General features: G+C 72.8%; 16 protein-coding genes. 10 read left to right on the top strand and 6 right to left on the bottom strand.

All coding sequences use genetic code 11. The annotated features are described in order from the left end of the window. Window positions 1-121: 121 nt before the first annotated feature. From hutI to hutU, 4 genes are read right to left on the bottom strand one after another with little or no spacing between them, the layout of a single operon-like run. Window positions 122-1,366: an imidazolonepropionase gene (gene hutI / locus ACGFZF_RS24410; protein WP_393557265.1), complete on the bottom strand. Its 1,245-nt coding sequence runs from the start codon at window positions 1,364-1,366 to the stop codon at window positions 122-124. 17 nt (window positions 1,367-1,383) lie between these two features. After that, window positions 1,384-2,727 (bottom strand): formimidoylglutamate deiminase, encoded by a 1,344-nt coding sequence (locus ACGFZF_RS24405; RefSeq protein WP_393557263.1) that lies wholly within the window; start codon window positions 2,725-2,727, stop codon window positions 1,384-1,386. Further along, window positions 2,718-3,908, bottom strand: a complete 1,191-nt coding sequence (locus ACGFZF_RS24400) for an allantoate amidohydrolase (RefSeq protein WP_393557311.1) — start codon at window positions 3,906-3,908, stop codon at window positions 2,718-2,720. Before ACGFZF_RS24400 ends, ACGFZF_RS24405 begins: the two co-directional genes overlap by 10 nt. Window positions 3,909-3,925: 17 nt before the next feature. Continuing rightward, a complete protein-coding gene (hutU, locus tag ACGFZF_RS24395) occupies window positions 3,926-5,590 on the bottom strand; it encodes a urocanate hydratase (protein WP_393557261.1) in 1,665 nt (554 codons plus the stop codon). Between the two features lie 124 nt (window positions 5,591-5,714). Between hutU and ACGFZF_RS24390 the strand changes: the two genes are divergently transcribed. The 6 genes from ACGFZF_RS24390 (at window position 5,715) to ACGFZF_RS24365 (ending at window position 9,810) form a co-directional block, all read left to right on the top strand. Next, complete coding sequence (locus ACGFZF_RS24390) at window positions 5,715-7,064, top strand: diaminopimelate decarboxylase (RefSeq protein ID WP_393557259.1); 1,350 nt, start codon at window positions 5,715-5,717, stop codon at window positions 7,062-7,064. A 41-nt stretch (window positions 7,065-7,105) separates the two neighbouring features. Then, entirely contained in the window at window positions 7,106-7,570 is a 465-nt protein-coding gene (locus ACGFZF_RS24385; RefSeq protein WP_393557257.1) for an SRPBCC family protein, read from the top strand. Between the two features lie 201 nt (window positions 7,571-7,771). Continuing rightward, window positions 7,772-8,179, top strand: a complete 408-nt coding sequence (locus ACGFZF_RS24380) for a hypothetical protein (protein ID WP_356605870.1) — start codon at window positions 7,772-7,774, stop codon at window positions 8,177-8,179. Continuing rightward, complete coding sequence (locus ACGFZF_RS24375) at window positions 8,176-8,934, top strand: transcriptional regulator (RefSeq protein ID WP_393557255.1); 759 nt, start codon at window positions 8,176-8,178, stop codon at window positions 8,932-8,934. The genes ACGFZF_RS24380 and ACGFZF_RS24375 overlap by 4 nt, the downstream gene beginning before the upstream one ends. A 41-nt stretch (window positions 8,935-8,975) precedes the next feature. Continuing rightward, the gene (locus ACGFZF_RS24370; RefSeq protein WP_384869332.1) at window positions 8,976-9,368 is read left to right on the top strand and encodes a roadblock/LC7 domain-containing protein; all 393 of its coding nucleotides are present in this window, start codon (window positions 8,976-8,978) and stop codon (window positions 9,366-9,368) included. 70 nt (window positions 9,369-9,438) lie between these two features. Next, window positions 9,439-9,810, top strand: coding sequence for a hypothetical protein (locus tag ACGFZF_RS24365; RefSeq protein WP_147978276.1), 372 nt, complete (start codon window positions 9,439-9,441; stop codon window positions 9,808-9,810). A gap of 16 nt (window positions 9,811-9,826) precedes the next feature. Here the strand turns inward: ACGFZF_RS24365 and ACGFZF_RS24360 are convergent, their stop codons facing one another. Next, the gene (locus tag ACGFZF_RS24360; protein ID WP_393557253.1) at window positions 9,827-10,666 is read right to left on the bottom strand and encodes a MurR/RpiR family transcriptional regulator; all 840 of its coding nucleotides are present in this window, start codon (window positions 10,664-10,666) and stop codon (window positions 9,827-9,829) included. Window positions 10,667-10,786: 120 nt separating this feature from the next. On the opposite strand from ACGFZF_RS24360, the gene ACGFZF_RS24355 reads away from it, so the two are divergent. After that, window positions 10,787-11,212 carry a hypothetical protein gene (locus ACGFZF_RS24355; RefSeq protein ID WP_356605863.1) on the top strand — a complete coding sequence of 142 codons (426 nt, stop codon included), beginning with the start codon at window positions 10,787-10,789 and terminating at the stop codon, window positions 11,210-11,212. Window positions 11,213-11,495: 283 nt separating this feature from the next. Here the strand turns inward: ACGFZF_RS24355 and ACGFZF_RS24350 are convergent, their stop codons facing one another. Next, the gene (locus ACGFZF_RS24350) at window positions 11,496-12,893 is read right to left on the bottom strand and encodes a cystathionine beta-synthase (protein ID WP_393557250.1); all 1,398 of its coding nucleotides are present in this window, start codon (window positions 12,891-12,893) and stop codon (window positions 11,496-11,498) included. Between the two features lie 104 nt (window positions 12,894-12,997). Here ACGFZF_RS24350 and ACGFZF_RS24345 point away from each other — a divergent pair, with 104 nt between their 5' ends. From ACGFZF_RS24345 to ACGFZF_RS24335, 3 genes are all read left to right on the top strand, one after another. Continuing rightward, complete coding sequence (locus ACGFZF_RS24345; RefSeq protein WP_393557248.1) at window positions 12,998-14,017, top strand: SGNH/GDSL hydrolase family protein; 1,020 nt, start codon at window positions 12,998-13,000, stop codon at window positions 14,015-14,017. Between the two features lie 214 nt (window positions 14,018-14,231). Continuing rightward, complete coding sequence (locus ACGFZF_RS24340) at window positions 14,232-15,452, top strand: acetyl-CoA C-acetyltransferase (RefSeq protein ID WP_356774632.1); 1,221 nt, start codon at window positions 14,232-14,234, stop codon at window positions 15,450-15,452. Window positions 15,453-15,906: 454 nt separating this feature from the next. Beyond that, window positions 15,907-16,743, top strand: coding sequence for a hypothetical protein (locus ACGFZF_RS24335; RefSeq protein WP_393557246.1), 837 nt, complete (start codon window positions 15,907-15,909; stop codon window positions 16,741-16,743). The last annotated feature ends 59 nt before the right edge of the window (window positions 16,744-16,802 follow it).

The raw sequence follows: 16,802 nt of genomic DNA, 5'->3' as shown, positions 1-16,802 counted from the left end.
GGCCCCGGGGCAGGACCGTCCCGGGCGGCCGCCCGCCGAGGAGCCCCGCGGAAAGGGCCCGTTCTCCGGAACGGGCCCTTCCGCGTGTGCGGGCGTCGCCCGGTGCCGTCGCGCGGCCCGGTCAGACCGCGCGGACCCCGCGGCGCCAGACCTGCTCCACCAGCGGCACGCCCGGCCGGTAGGCGAGGTGGACGTGCGAGGGCGCGTCCAGGACGGCCAGGTCCGCGTACGCGCCCGGTGCCAGCCGGCCGACGTCGGTGCGGCGGAGCGCCGCGGCGCCGCCGGCGGTGGCCGACCAGACGGCCTCGTCCGGCGTCATCCGCATGTCCCGGACCGCGAGGGCGATGCAGAACGGCACGGAGGACGTGAAGGACGAGCCGGGGTTGCAGTCCGTGGAGAGGGCCACCGTCGCGCCCGCGTCCAGCAGCCGGCGGGCGTCCGGCCACTCGGCGCGGGTGGAGAACTCGGCGCCGGGCAGCAGCGTGGCCACGGTCGCGGACTGCGCCAGCGCGTCGACGTCCGCGTCGGTCAGGTGCGTGCAGTGGTCGGCGCTCGCGGCGTCGAGCTCCACGGCGAGCTGCACGCCGGGGCCGTACGAGAGCTGGTTCGCGTGCACCCGCGGGTGCAGGCCCTTCGCCTTGCCGGCGGTCAGGATCGCGCGCGCCTGGTCGCCGTCGAAGGCGCCCTTCTCGCAGAAGACGTCGACCCAGCGGGCGTGCGGGGCGCAGGCGTCGAGCATCTCGCCGGTGACCAGGGCCACGTACGCGGCCGGGTCGTCGGCGTAGTCCGGCGAGACGATGTGGGCGCCGAGGTAGGTCACCTCGTCGGTGTGGGCGGCGGCGATCCGCAGGGCGCGCGCCTCGTCCTCGACCGTGAGTCCGTAGCCGGACTTGGTCTCGAAGGTGGTCGTGCCCTGGCGCAGGGCCTCCGCGAGGTAGCGGGTGAGGTTGCGCTCCAGGTCCGCGTCCGAGGCCGCCCGGGTCGCGGCGACCGTCGTGCGGATGCCGCCCGCCGCGTACGCCTGGCCGGACATGCGGGCGTTGAACTCGGCCGTGCGGTCGCCCGCGAACACCAGGTGCGAGTGGGAGTCGACGAATCCGGGGATCACCGCCCGGCCGGCGGCGTCGACCCGGTTGTCAGTGGCGGGTGCTTTTCTGGATTCACCGACCCAGACGACACGGTCGCCTTCGACGACGACGGCCGCGTCCTGGATCAGACCCAGGGGCGTTCCATCACCGAGGGAGGGATCGTTGGTGACCAGACTCGCGATGTTGACGATGGCGGTGGCGGGCGTCGCCACGGTGCTCTTCGCACTGGTGGGGGCGGAGCTCGCCACCGGACTGTTCGTTGCCGCGGGGCCGTTCATGGTGAGGGGTGTCTCCTTCAGCCGCGCAGGGCGGCGATCGAGTCCGCGAGGGCCCGGGGCACGTCCGGCACGGACTGGTGCGCCCCGTCCCGTACGACGTGACGGCCGCCCACGATCGTGTGCCGGACGTCCGCTGCCGACGCTGCGAATACCGCCGTCTCGGCTGCCAGACGCGGCACCGGTCCCGCTGTCCTGACCGAGTCGAGGGCGATCGTCGTCAGGTCGGCGAGCGCGCCCTGCTCGATCCGGCCCGCGTCGGGCCGGCCGAGGGAGGCGTGACCGTCCTCGGTGGCCGCCGTCAGCAGGGCGGCCGCGGTCCAGTGCCCGCGGGTGCGCGAGCGCAGGCGCTCGTTCAGCTCCATGGCCCGCGCCTCCTCCAGGAGGTCGACGACCGCGTGGCTGTCGCTGCCCAGCGACAGCGGGGAGCCGGCCCGCTGGAGGGCGACGGCGGGGCCGATGCCGTCCGCGAGGTCCCGCTCCGTCGTCGGGCACATGCAGGTGCCTGTGGTCGACGAGCCGATCAGCGCGATGTCGGTGTCGGTGAGGTGGGTGTTGTGGACGCCGGTGGTCCGCCGGCCCAGCACGCCGTGGTCGGCGAGGAGCTGGGTCGGGGTCCGGCCGTGGGCGGCCAGGCAGGCGTCGTTCTCCGCGGTCTGCTCGGAGAGGTGGACGTGGAGCGGCGCGCCCCGCTCGGCGGCCCAGGAGGCGACCGTGCCGAGCTGGTCGGCCGGGACGGCCCGTACCGAGTGGATGGCGGCGCCGATCCGCACGTCGTCCCCGTCGCGGTCCTTCAGCAGGGACACCCGCTCGGCCCAGGCGTCCGCCGTCCCGTCGGAGAAGCGGAGCTGGTGCCGGTCGGGGGCGGCGCCGAAGCCGGAGGAGAGGTACGCCGTGTCGAGGAGGGTGATCCGGATGCCCGCCTCGGCCGCCGCCGCGATCAGTGCCTCGCCCATCGCGTTGGGGTCGGCGTACGGGGTGCCGCCGGGCGCGTGGTGGAGGTAGTGGAACTCGCCCACGGCCGTGATGCCGGCCAGCGCCATCTCCGCGTACACCGCCCGGGCGAGCGCGTGGTACGAGTCCGGGGTGAGCCGGGACGCGATCTTGTACATCACGTCGCGCCAGGTCCAGAAGGTTCCGGAGCCGACCTGGACCGTGCCGCGCAGGGCCCGGTGGAAGGCGTGCGAGTGCGCGTTGGCGAGGCCCGGGATCGTCAGGCCGCGCAGCACGACCGCGCCCGGCGGGGGTGTCCCGACCCCCTTGCGCACGGCGCTGATCCGGCCGTCCGTCACGTCGAGGGCCACGCCCGGCTCGACGTTCGCGTCGAGCCAGGCGTACTCCGCCCAGTAGGTCGTCAGCTGCACGCCAGCCCTTCCAGTACGTCGGCGAGTGCGAGGACCCCGGCCACGCAGTCGTCCTCGGCCGCGGACTCGGCCGGGGAGTGCGAGACACCCGTGGGGTTCCGTACGAACAGCATGGCGGTCGGGATCGAGCCGGAGAGGATCCCGGCGTCGTGTCCCGCGCCCGTGCCGAGGACCGGGGTCTTCTCCCCCAGGATGCCCGCCAGCTCGTCCCGCAGCGCGTGGGCGAACTCGACGACCGGGGTGAAGGACTCCCGGACGACGGTGAGGTCGATGCCGTTCCGGGCGGCGTGGGCGCGGGAGGCGGTCTCGATGCCGGCGATCACCGTGTCGAGGGCGTCCTGGTCGGCCGCGCGGGCGTCGAGCCAGCCGCGGACGAGGGAGGGGATGGCGTTGACGCCGTTCGGCTCGACCGCGATCTTGCCGAACGTGGCCACCGCGCCCGCGAGTTCGGCCTCGCGCCGGGCGGCGAGGACGGTCTCGGCATAGCTGAGCATCGGGTCGCGGCGGTCGACCAGGCGGGTGGTGCCGGCGTGGTTGGCCTCACCGGCGAAGTCGTACCGCCAGCGTCCGTGCGGCCAGATCGCGGAGGCGATGCCGACGGGGTCGCCGGACAGGTCCAGGGCCCGGCCCTGCTCGACGTGGAGCTCGACGAAGGCGCCGATCCGGGCGAGCCGCTCGGGGTCGGCGCCGATCGTGTCGGGGTCGTACCCGGCGGCCTCCATGGCCTGCGGGAGGCTGATCCCGTCGGCGTCGCGCAGCTCGAACGCCTTGTCCTTGGTCAGCTGTCCGGCGGTGAGCCGGGAGCCGACGCAGGCGAGCCCGAACCGGGCGCCCTCCTCGTCGCCGAAGTTGGTGATCGCGAAGGGGCGCCTGAACCGGACGCCGCGGGAGCGCAGTTCGTCGAGCGCGGCGAAGGCGGACACGACGCCGAGGGGGCCGTCGTAGGCTCCGCCGTCGGGCACCGAGTCCAGGTGGGAGCCGGTGACGACGGCGTCACCGGCCTCCGGGTCGCCGAGCCAGGCCCACTGGTTGCCGTTGCGGTCGACCTCGTAGTTCAGCCGGCGGGCCTCCGCCTGCATGCGGAACCACAGCCGGCAGTCCTGGTCGGCGCCGGTCCAGGCGTAGCGGCGGTATCCGCCCGAGGCGTCGCTGCGGCCGAGGGGCCGCAGCGACCGCCACATGGCGTGGAAGGTCTCGCTCACGCAGAGCCGTCCTCGCGCATCGGCACGCGCACGCCCTTGTCGTCCGCGACCTCCTCAGCGATGTCGTATCCCGCGTCGACGTGGCGGATGACGCCCATGCCGGGGTCGTTCGTCAGGACGCGGCGGATCTTCTCCCCGGCCAGGGCGGTGCCGTCGGCCACCGTGACCTGGCCCGCGTGGATGGAGCGGCCCATACCGACGCCGCCGCCGTGGTGCAGGGAGACCCACGAGGCACCGGAGGCGACGTTGACCATGGCGTTCAGCAGCGGCCAGTCGGCGATCGCGTCGGAGCCGTCGAGCATGGCCTCGGTCTCGCGGTACGGGGAGGCCACCGAGCCGCAGTCGAGGTGGTCGCGGCCGATGGCCAGCGGCGCGGCGAGGGTGCCGTCGGCCACCATCTCGTTGAAGCGCTCGCCGGCCTTGTCGCGCTCGCCGTAGCCGAGCCAGCAGATGCGGGCCGGCAGGCCCTGGAAGTGGACGCGCTCGCCGGCCATCTTGATCCAGCGGTGCAGCGACTCGTTCTCCGGGAAGAGCTCCAGCATCGCCTTGTCGGTCTTGGCGATGTCCGAGGCCTCGCCCGACAGCGCGGCCCACCGGAACGGGCCCTTGCCCTCGCAGAACAGCGGGCGGATGTAGGCCGGGACGAAGCCGGGGAAGGCGAACGCGCGGTCGTAGCCGGCCAGCTGCGCCTCGCCGCGGATCGAGTTGCCGTAGTCGAAGACCTCGGAGCCGGCATCCATGAAGCCGACCATGGCCTCCACGTGCTTCGCCATCGACTCGCGGGCGCGGGTGGTGAAGCCGGCCGGGTCCTTGGCGGCGGCGTCGGCCATGTCCTCGAAGGCCACGCCGACCGGGAGGTAGGAGAGCGGGTCGTGAGCCGAGGTCTGGTCGGTCACGATGTCGATCGGGGCGCCCTCGGCGAGCATCTGCGGCAGCAGCTCGGCCGCGTTGCCGAGGAGGCCGATGGAGAGCGGGCGGCGCGCGTCCCGGGCCTCGACCGCGAGCCGGAGGGCGTGGGCGAGGTCGTCGGCCTTCACGTCCAGGTAGCGGTGCTCGATGCGGCGCTCGATGGCGCGCGGGTCGACGTCGATGCAGATCGCGACGCCGTCGTTCATCGTGACGGCGAGCGGCTGGGCGCCGCCCATGCCGCCGAGGCCGGCGGTCAGGGTGATCGTGCCCGCGAGGGTGCCGCCGAACTTCTTCGCGGCGACGGCGGCGAAGGTCTCGTAGGTGCCCTGGAGGATGCCCTGGGTGCCGATGTAGATCCACGAGCCGGCCGTCATCTGGCCGTACATGGTGAGGCCGAGCTGCTCCAGGCGGCGGAACTCCTCCCAGTTCGCCCAGTCGCCGACCAGGTTGGAGTTGGCGATGAGCACGCGCGGCGCCCACTCGTGCGTCTGCATGACGCCGACGGGACGGCCGGACTGGACGAGCATCGTCTCGTCCTGCTTCAGCGTCCGCAGCGTGCGCACCATCGCGTCGAAGGAGCGCCAGTCACGGGCGGCCTTGCCGGTGCCGCCGTAGACGACGAGCTTGTCGGGGTGCTCGGCGACCTCGGGGTCGAGGTTGTTCTGGAGCATCCGGAGGGCGGCCTCCTGCTGCCATCCCAGGGTGCTCAGTTCCGTACCGCGCGGGGCCCGTACGGGGCGGGGTCCTGACATCGGGAATGCCTCCTCCGGCACAACGACGAGACGATCACCGATCGTCTTGTGATGTAGATATTCACATCCTGACCTGCTGAATACTTGTAGTCAACAGCTGCGGTGCACCCGGCCAGGTGATGGGATGGGGCCCATGGCTTCCGACCGTCGTGATCAGGCCGTCCGCGCGGCCGTCGTACAAGGTCTCCTCTCCCCCGCCGAACCCGTCGTCGCGCTCCTCGACACGGCCGGGATCCGCACCTCCGCCACCGCCCTCACGGACGCCTTCGCCGCCGTCACCGACGCGCCCGTCCTGCACGCCTTCGCCGTCAAGGCGGCCCCGCTCGTGCCCGTACTGCGCCTGCTGGACGCCTGCGGCCTCGGCGCCGAGGTCGCCAGCCCCGGCGAGCTCGCGCTGGCCCGCGCGGCCGGCGTCCCGCCGTCCCGCACCGTGCTCGACTCCCCCGCCAAGACCTCCGGAGAGCTGCGCGAGGCCCTCGCCGCCGGGATCGCCGTGAACGCCGACAACCTCCAGGAACTGGCCAGGATCGACGCCCTCGTCGCCGCCGCGCCGACCGCGAGCCCCGTCGGAGTCCGAGTGAACCCGCAGGTGGGAGGCGGTTCGATCGGTGCGCTGTCGACCGCCACCGCCACCTCGAAGTTCGGTGTGGCACTCCGCGACGAAGGAGCCCGCGAGGCCGTCGTCCGCGCCTTCCTCGACCGGCCGTGGCTGAGCCGGCTGCACACCCACTCCGGCTCCCAGGGCATGCCGCTGGCCCTCATGGCCGAGGGCGTCGGCGCCGTCCACGCGCTGGCCGAGGAGATCAACGGCAGGGCCGGCCGGCAGCAGATCGACACGATCGACATCGGCGGCGGCCTGCCGGTGAACTTCGCCTCGGACGAGGAGACACCGACGTACGCCGAGTACGCGCGACTGCTCGCCGCCACCGTGCCGGGGCTGTTCGACGGGCGCTACGGCCTGGTCACCGAGTTCGGCCGCTCCCTGCTCGCCAAGCACGGCACGATCCTGGCCCGGGTCGAGTACACCAAGACGTCCGGATCCCGCCCCATCGCCGTCACCCACGCCGGGGTCCAGGTCGCCACCCGGACCGTCTACGACCCCGCGTCCTGGCCCCTGCGGGTCCTCGCGTACGACTCCGAGGGCCGGCCCCGCGCCGGCGAGGAGACCGTCCAGGACGTGGCCGGTCCCGCGTGCTTCGCCGGCGACCTGCTCGCCACCGCGCGCGCCCTGCCGCTCCTCCGGCCGGACGACGTGGTCGCCGTCCCGGACACCGGCGCGTACTACTTCGCCCACCACTACGCCTACAACAGCCTGCCCCGGCCCGCCGTCCACGGCTTCACCGTCGCCGCCGCGGGCACGGCGGCGGACGCGGAGGGCAAGGGGGTCGCCTTCACGACCGTGCGCCGGGCGCAGACGCTGCGGGAGATCGTCGCCGAGTCCGGCGGCGAGCGGCCGGACGCACTGCTGCCGTAGCAACGGGAGCGCTCGCCCCGCCCCGGTGGTTCGATGAAGCCATGACCACCAAGAGCGTCGTCGTCGAACGCCGGATCGAGGCCACTCCCGGACCCGTCTGGGAGGCGCTGACCGACCTGAGGGGCATGGATCGGGTCCTCAGCGGGGTGGACCGCGTCGAGGTGCTCACGGAGGGCGGCTTCGGGGTCGGCACCCGCTGGCGCGAGACCCGCACGATGTTCGGCAAGGAGGCCACGGAGGAGATGTACGTGACGGCCAGCGAGCCGCCCGACCGGTACGTCACGGAGGCGCACTCGCACGGCATGCGCTACGTCACGGAGTTCGCGCTCCGGCCCGCGGGAACGGGGGCCACGATGGTACGAATGACGTTCTCGGCGACTCCTGCCGGAGGAGCCGCGACCGGCCTGCTCGCCAAACTGCTCGGCGGCCTGGGCGCCCGCGCGGTGCGCAGGGCGGTGGCCCAGGACCTCAGTGACGTCGCGGCCTCCGTGGAGCGCCGCGGCTGACCGCACAGGGCGCGTCCACGGCCCCCACCCCCGGCGCACGCGGGGGCGCACGGGCGAGTCCGTTCATGTGCGGAGCGCATTCAATCAGCCCTGCGGCATGTTCCGATGGAAAATGCCAGAACTCCTCCCCACGGCAGGAACGTTGAGTAACGTCTCCGTCACTGCCGTACACCCGCACGCCGCATCGGGAGGGGAACCCGCGTGCCCGGAATCGATGAGTGCCTGCTGGAGGCGATGGCCCTGCCGGGCGCTCGCGGGGCCTCCCTGGTCGACTGGACCAGCGGCCTCGCACTCGGCACGGCGGGCGACTCACCGGTCGGAGACCACGAGACCACCGCCGCCGAGACCGCCGAACTGGCCCGCGCGGCAGCGGAGTACGACTCCTTCGCGAGCGGCGAGGACCCGCAGACGGCGGCCGAGTTACCCAAGGGCCCGCCGGTCGAGGACCTGATCGTCACCAGCCGCGGCGGCTACCACGTCCTGCGCTTCGTGGAGACGGCCTTCGACAGCAGCGTCTTCCTGCACCTGTGGCTCGACCGCGACGCGGGGAACCTGGCGCTGGCACGGATACGGCTGCGCGACCTCGCCGAGAGACTGGTCCTCGGATGACCGTATCCCCGATGCTCGTGCGGCTGGCCGCGGAGCGCGCCACCGGAGCCCTGCTGCGGGACCACGGCACGCTCTACCTCATCGACGGCCGGGTGGTCCACGCGGAGAGCCCCGCGGCGCCCGGACTCGACGTCCTGCTGACGGCGGGCGGCCGGCTCCCCCGCGAAGGCTGGGACGAGGCCGTGGACCGGGCCGGGGCCCGCCGCGAGGTCGGCCGCTTCCTGGTCGACAGCGGCCGCCTGCACGGCGGCGAACTGGAGATCTGCCACCTCGGCGCCGTCTTCGACGCGGCCTTCTTCGCCCTGGCCCCCGGCAGCGGCCCGACCCGCTTCCGGTACGGGGTCGGCCACTGGTTCGGCTCCGTGCGGCCGGTCTCCACGGAGGCCATCGAGCGCGAGAGCCTGCGCCGCCGCGAACTGCTCGACCAGGTGTGGCCGTACGCGTCCGTCGACGCCGCCCCGGTCCTGCCCCGCGCCGCGGCCCCCGGACAGACGGTGAGCGCGCGCCAGCGCACCCTGCTGGCCGCCGCCGACGGCAGGCGGACCCCGGCGGACATCGCCCGGCTGCTCGGCCGGCCCGCCTTCCACACCCTGCTGGACGTCCGGCGACTCGCAGCCGCCGGCCTCGTCGTGACCCCGCTGGACCCGTTACCGGCACCCACGCCGACCCTGCCGTCCTGGGTCGGAGAGGTGGCGGCCGACCCGGACATCGCCCTGCTGCGCCGGCTCCGTGACGCCCTGGAGGCAAGTCTGTGATGAGGCGTGCCCTGCGCATGCGCGCCGAGAGGAGACAGTTGATGACCGCAGAAGCCGAGGTGCTCGGTGAGCTGAGACGGCTCCGCGCCCGGCTCCCCCAGCTCACCGGAGCCCTCGCGGCGAGCGCCGACGGCCTCGTGCTCGCCCAGGACACGGTCGACGGCGAGGCGGAGAGCGTGGCGGCACTGACCGCGGCGGCCCTGGGCGTGGCGCTGCGGCTGACCGACTCCACGGGCCAGGGCGGCTTCCGCGAACTCCTGGTGCGCGGCGAGCACGGCTACGTCGCGACGTACGCGGCGGGCGGCTCAGCGGTCCTCACCCTGCTCGCGGAGCCCCGCATCAACGTGGGGCGGCTCCATCTGGAGGCGCGCCGTTCCAGCGCCCGGATAGGGGAGCTCGTCGACGAGGCGCTGGAACGCAAGGACCTCCCCTGACCCGTACCAAGACCACTCACCGGCAACACCTCACGGAAAACGAACACGAAAAGAAGGAAGTGCAGCACTCATGGCGAACACCGAGACGTCCCTGAAGGAAGCCGCGTCGATCGAGGGCGCGATCGGCGCCGCCCTGGTCGACTACACCAGCGGCATGGCCCTCGGCACCATCGGCGGGGGCAAGGAACTCGACCTGAACGTCGCGGCGGCGGGCAACACCGACGTGGTCCGCGCGAAGGTCCGGACGATGGAGATGCTCGGTCTCAACGACGACATCGAGGACATCCTCATCACCCTCAACGGCCAGTACCACCTGATCCGGCTGCTCAAGGGGCGCGGCACGAACGGCCTGTTCCTCTACCTGGCGCTGAGCAAGGACCGGGCGAACCTGGCCATGGCCCGCCACCAGCTCAAGAAGATCGAGAACGAACTGGAGGTCTGAGGCGGCATCCGCGGGGTCACTCCACGAACAGGCCCCGCGCAGCCGCCTTGGTGTCGAACTCCTCCAGCCGCGCCTGTGCGTCCGGGAGTTCGTCGGCCATCGCCTCCAGCAGGACCCGGCCGAGCAGCATCGGGGCACAGGCCGTGTCGAAGGCGAGCCCGGTGCCGACGGCGGCGGGGATGAGCAGATCACTGTGCGCGGCCACGGGCGCGAAGGCCGACTCGGCGACCGTCACCACGGTCAGACCGGCCGCGCGCGCGTACTCCAGCGCCTCCACGACCTCTTTGGGATGGCGGGGCAGCGCGAAGCACATCAGGGCCGTCGCCCCGGCCCGCACCGCCGCGTCGACGCGGTCGGTGAGCATCGAGCCGCCCTCGTCGAGCAGCCGGACGTCGGGGTGGACCTTGGCGGCGAAGTACGCGAAGCCGCGCGCCTGCGAGGAGGCGGCGCGCAGCCCGAGCACGGGCAGCGGCCGGGAGGCGGCGAGCAGTCGTCCGGCGCGCTCCACGGGCGCGGGGTCGGCGAGCAGTCCGGCGAGATGGCGGAGGTTCTCGATCTCGGCCAGGACGGCCTGCTGGTACTCGTTGTACTCCGCGCGCTCCTCGGCCTTCTTCTCCTCCGGGGCGACCTCGCGCAGATGACGGCGCAGGGCGGGGTAGCCGTCGAACCCGAGGGCGACGGCGAAGCGGGTGACGGACGGCTGGCTGACGCCGGCCAGTTCGGCCAGCTCGACGCTGGACAGGAAGGGTACGTCGGCGGCACGACGCACCATGCAGTGCGCGATCCGCCGCTGCGTCGGTGTCAGCCGATGCCCTTCGAAGAGCGCCTGCAGCCGTCCTGCCGGGCTGTCGCTCACACCGTCCCCCTTCGGTTTATTCACCTACCCCGAACTCTGCATGAGGATATGCAGCAGGGCAAGAAGAACCGGGGGTTAGCCCCACTGACTCCGGTGCCGCCCGTCCGTACGGTGACGAGCATGGATTCCCGCGACCCCGCCCGCACCGAAGAGCTCAAGAACGAGCTGGACGCCACCCTGCACGCCCGCCGCGAGCTGGGGACGGAGTACGAGACCGCGCTGATCGAGTCCTTCCTGGGCAAGGTCGAGCAGAGTCTGGACGCCACCATCGACCGCCGGGTGCGGCGCCGGCTCGCCGAGCAGCAGACCTCGGCGGCCCGGGGAGGCCGCTCGCCGGCCGCGGGCCGCGTCGAGGGCTTCGGCGAGCGCTACGGGTTCGGGATCGTCTCGCTCGTGCTGGCTGTCCCGCTCTCCGCGATCGCGGCGGCCCAGGCGGACCTGGAGGGCCTGATCGTGGCCTGGGTGGGCATCGTGGGGGTGAACGCCGTCCACGGCCTCCGGGACCGGCTGCCGGGCCGTCGCACGGACCGGGACGAGGACTTCTGACAGACGTGCCGCCCACCCCGCAGGGGGTGGGCGGCACGGTGGATTGCGCGGGGGCCGCCGCACCCCCATTGCTGGGGGGCGGGACGACGGCGGTCCCCGCGAGGGACACGAACCCGGGTCAGGGCCGGTCTCCGCGTCCGCGGCGTCGTCAGGAGGTCCGGGAGCCGCTCCGTTGTCCTTGACGCCGACATCCACCAATGTGCCTGACGCGTGTTAAGCGGGTGCTGCGGGTACGTGTCGCCCTCGTACCGGTTTCGCGAACACCCGCGCGGGCCGCGTCGCGCTACTTCGCGGTGTGCTTGACGCCACCGTTCGCGAGGAAGGCGAGCAGGTCCTGACGGCTGACGACGCCCGTCGGCTTGCCTTCGACCAGCACGATCGCCGCGTCCGCCGCACCGAGCACGGACATCAGGTCGGCGACGGGCTCGCCGGAGCCGACCTGCGGCAGCGGCGCGCTCATGTGGCGGTCCAGCGGGTCCTCCAGCGAGGCGCGCTTGGTGAACAGCGCGTCGAGGAGCTCGCGCTCGACGACCGAGCCGACGACCTCGGCGGCCATGACGTCGGGGTGACCGGCGCCCGGCTTGACGATGGGCATCTGGGAGACGCCGTACTCGCGCAGGACCTCGATGGCCTGGCCGACCGTCTCCTCCGGGTGCATGTGGACCAGGGAGGGCATGCCGCCGGACTTGTGCCGCAGGACGTCGGCGACGGTGGCGGACTCGGTGTCCTCCAGGAAGCCGTAGTCGGCCATCCACTCGTCGTTGAAGATCTTGGAGAGGTAGCCGCGGCCGGAGTCCGGCAGCAGCACCACCACGACGTCGTCGGGGCCGAGATCCTTGGCGACCTCCAGCGCGGCGACGACCGCCATGCCGCAGGAGCCGCCCACGAGCAGGCCCTCCTCCTTGGCGAGGCGGCGGGTCATCTGGAAGGAGTCCTTGTCGGACACGGCGACGATGCGGTCCGTGACGGACGCGTCGTAGGCGGTGGGCCAGAAGTCCTCACCGACGCCCTCGACGAGGTACGGCCGGCCCGAGCCGCCCGAGTACACCGAGCCCTCGGGGTCGGCGCCGACGACCTCGACGCGGCCGCCGCTGGCCTCCTTCAGGTACTTGCCGGTGCCCGAGATCGTGCCGCCGGTGCCGACGCCCGCAACGAAGTGGGTGATCTTCCCGTCGGTCTGCTCCCACAGCTCGGGACCGGTGGTCTCGTAGTGCGAGCGCGGGTTGTTCGGGTTCGAGTACTGGTCCGGCTTCCAGGCGCCCGGGGTCTCCCGCACGAGGCGGTCCGACACGTTGTAGTACGAGTCGGGGTGCTCGGGGTCGACGGCCGTCGGGCAGACGACGACCTCGGCACCGTAGGCGCGGAGCACGTTGATCTTGTCCGTGGACACCTTGTCGGGGCACACGAAGATGCACTTGTAGCCCTTCTGCTGGGCCACGATGGCGAGGCCGACACCGGTGTTCCCGGACGTCGGCTCGACGATCGTGCCGCCGGGCTTGAGCGCGCCGCTCTCCTCGGCCGCCTCGATCATGCGGATGGCGATCCGGTCCTTGACCGAACCGCCGGGGTTGAAGTACTCGACCTTGGCCAGGACGGTTGCCTGAATGCCGGCCGTGACGCTGTTGAGCTTCACCAGCGGGGTGTTGCCGACGAGGCTGATCATCGAGTCGTGGAATTGCACCGTAATCTCCGGGGTCTCCGTAATGGTGCAGCCAGCGTATGCGTAGTCGGAGCGGGTTACGGGGCAGTTAGATCCTGAACGGCTTTAAGGAGGTGACTGCCCCCATGTCGAGGGCGAGGGTGGCACGGCGGATCGCGGCGGGCGCGGCGTACGGCGGCGGCAGCATCGGGCTGCTCGGAGTGGCCGCCGTGGGCGTCCTGCTGGCCGAGGTCCAGTTGGCGAAGAGGTCGGTGGGAGGCGGGGTCGCACCGCTGCCTCCCGGGGCGGAAGGTCTCTACGGGCGCTCGTTCGGGTCCTCGGACCCCGCCTCCGCGCCGCTGCGGCTGGCCCTTCTGGGTGATTCGACGGCGGCGGGCCAGGGCGTCCGCCGGTCGGGGCAGACGCCGGGGGCCCTGCTGGCCTCGGGACTGGCCGCGGTCGCGGAGCGTCCGGTGGTCCTGCGGAACGTGGCGCTGCCCGGCGCGCGCTCGGACGACCTGGAACGCCAGGTGTCCCTGCTGCTGGCGACTCCGGCGGGGCCGCCGGACGTGTGCGTGATCATGATCGGGGCGAACGACGTCACGCACCGGATGCCGGCGACGGAGTCGGTCCGGTGCCTGGCGACGGCGGTGCGGCGGCTGCGGACGGCGGGCGCGGAGGTCATCGTCGGCACCTGCCCGGATCTGGGCACCATCGAGCCGGTCTACCAGCCGCTGCGCTGGCTGGCGCGGCGGGTGTCGCGGCAGCTGGCGGCCGCGCAGACGATCGTGGTGGTGGAGCAGGGCGGCCGGACGGTCTCGCTGGGCGACCTGCTGGGGCCGGAGTTCGCGGCGAACCCGCGGGAGATGTTCGGGGTGGACAACTTCCACCCCTCGGCCGAGGGGTACGCGACGGCGTCGATGGCGATGCTCCCGACACTGTGCGCGGCGCTGGGCGTCTGGCCGGACACGGACCGGCTGGAGCCGGACCGCCACGAGAACATGCTGCCGGTGGCGAAGGCCGCCGCGGAGGCCGCGCGGGAGGCGGGCACGGAGGTCACGGGCGCCCGGGCGCCGTGGGCCCTGCTCAAGCACCGCAGGCGGCGGCGCCTGCCCGAGGCGGCGCCCGAGGCGGCGCCCTCGGAGGCGGACGCCCACCACCCGTGACGGGGCGCGCCCGCGGGACGGGCGGGGGGCGCGGCGGGCGCCGTCACGGGCAGCGGGCGGGGCGGGCGGAGGGCCGCCCCGCCCGGCCAAGTGAGCGCTCGCTTAGAAAAGAGTCGGGCATCACACCGTCTGCACGGTGACCGAGGCGATACGTACAGGTAACTTCCCCTTCAGTCCTGCCAGAACCGCACCCCAGAACCCTCATGGAGCCGTGATGCCCGAAGCCGTCATCGTCTCGACCGCCCGCTCCCCCATCGGCCGGGCCTTCAAGGGCTCCCTGAAGGACCTGCGCCCCGACGACCTCACCGCGACCATCGTCCAGGCCGCTCTCGCCAAGGTCCCCGAGCTGGACCCGCGCGACATCGACGACCTGATGCTCGGCTGCGGTCTTCCCGGTGGCGAGCAGGGCAACAACCTGGGCCGCATCGTCGCCGTGCAGATGGGGATGGACCACCTGCCCGGCTGCACGGTCACCCGCTACTGCTCGTCGTCCCTGCAGACCTCCCGCATGGCGCTGCACGCCATCAAGGCGGGCGAGGGCGACGTCTTCATCTCGGCCGGTGTCGAGATGGTGTCGCGCTTCGTGAAGGGCAACTCCGACTCGCTGCCCGACACGCACAACCCGTACTTCGCCGAGGCGGAGGCCCGTACGGCCGCGGTCGCCGAGTCCGAGGGTTCGACCTGGCACGACCCGCGCGAGGACGGCATCGTCCCGGACGCGTACATCGCCATGGGCCAGACCGCGGAGAACCTGGCGCGCCTGAAGGGCATCAGCCGTCAGGAGATGGACGAGTTCGGCGTCCGGTCGCAGAACCTCGCCGAGCAGGCCATCAAGAACGGCTTCTGGGAGCGCGAGATCACCCCGGTGACGACGCCGGACGGCACGGTCGTCTCCGCGGACGACGGCCCGCGCGCCGGCGTCACCCTGGAGGGTGTCCAGGGCCTCAAGCCGGTCTTCCGCCCCGACGGCCTGGTGACGGCGGCGAACTGCTGCCCGCTGAACGACGGCGCCGCGGCGCTCGTGATCATGTCCGACACGAAGGCGCGCGAGCTCGGTCTGACGCCGCTCGCCCGCATCGTCTCGACCGGCGTCTCGGGCCTGTCCCCCGAGATCATGGGCCTCGGCCCGGTGGAGGCCTCCAAGCAGGCCCTCAAGCGCGCGGGTCTGACCATCGGCGACATCGACCTGGCCGAGATCAACGAGGCGTTCGCCGCGCAGGTGATCCCGTCGTACCAGGACCTGGGTCTGGATCTGGACAAGGTGAACGTGAACGGTGGCGCCATCGCCGTCGGCCACCCCTTCGGCATGACGGGTGCCCGCATCACCGGCACGCTGATCAACAGCCTCCAGTTCCACGACAAGCAGTTCGGCCTGGAGACGATGTGCGTGGGCGGCGGCCAGGGCATGGCGATGGTCATCGAGCGGCTGAGCTGAGCCGGAGCGGAGGGTAGGGGTCGCCCGAGGCACGAGGGCGGCACCTGCCCGCAGCGGTGGCGAAGCACAGCGCGACCCGACAGATCGAGCGGCTGAGCTGAGCCGGAGCGGAGGGTAGGGGTCGCCCGAGGCACGAGGGCGGCACCTGCGCCCCGTGTCGGGGGCGGTCGTGGGTGGTTCGGTGCGGTCGGGCACCGGCAGCGCTCCCATGGCCTGCCTGCGGGGATTCCAACCGTCCCGCGTCCCAGCCGTGACCGAATCTCCCCCAGGATGTGACCTACGTCCCGGGGGAGAGTCGTTTCTGCAGGTCACGGCCGCATCGGGACTAAACACCGGGCACAAATACCTGTCCAATTCGTGACGTAATGCACTGACAGGAGGTACACCCTCAGGTCAAGCTGATGTAGGAAGTCGGGGGGATCGACTCGGAATCGGGAGTACGTCAGTGAGCGCCATGTCTCTTGCCCTGCTGGTGACCACGGCCGCCGCCACGGCCGTGGGCGCCGCCGCCCTGCACGCTGCCCACGGTCTCCGTAAGCAGGTCGCCGCTCTGCGTAGCGAACTCGCCTCCGCACACGGCGTTTCCGTGCCGCACGCGCGGCAGTCGCCCGCCGCCGAGATACGCGCCGCGGTCGCCGAGGCGCTGGCCGAGGAGCGGGAGCGGGAGCTCGCCGAGGCGCGCGCCTTCTGGGCCGCCCAGGAGACCCGGGACTCCGCCGACGCCCCCTCGCTGCTCGGCGGTCTGTCGGGCTCCGGCGAGGACGCCCCCTTCTTCGTGCCGCGCCAGGCCGACTTCGTGGGCCTGGAGGCGATGGCACTGGAGGCGATGGAGGCCGAGGCCGCCGCGCTCGACGGGGTCGCCGCCGAGAGCGTCCTGGAGGAGTTCCCCGAGCTGACCGAGTACGCCGAGGACTCCCCGGAGCTCGCCGCGGCCCGCCGCCGGCACCCCTCGCACCCCGACTTCGTGCCGGTGCAGACACCCGTCGTGACCGACCACGAGCGCACGGTGGCCCGTCTCGAGGAACTCGCCGACACGGCCACCGCGCTGACCGACGTCCGCCCCGGACCTCTCGGCACCCTCGACGTGTACGTCTTCGCCGACGGCACCACGCTCTGCATGACCCCCGGCCACCGCGAGACCGCCGAGCGCCTCGCCGAGGCCCTGCGCGCGGGCCACACTCCGGTCCTGCTGGGCGGTTCGGGCATCTCCGGCGCCTACGCCCTGACCTTCTCCTGTGGCGACACCGAGAACGTCTACATCCTGGCGGACCGGGTCATCGCCTCGCTCTGACCGGAGCGACGCACCGGCGCGACGCGGCGCGCGGCCGCCGGCACATCACGCCGCGCACT

It is taken from the genome of Streptomyces sp. NPDC048338, from assembly GCF_043201055.1.
Taxonomy (GTDB): Bacteria; Actinomycetota; Actinomycetes; order Streptomycetales; family Streptomycetaceae; genus Streptomyces.
The sequence above is the reverse complement of the archived record's forward strand: the minus strand, read 5'-3'. Positions and strand labels throughout refer to the sequence as shown.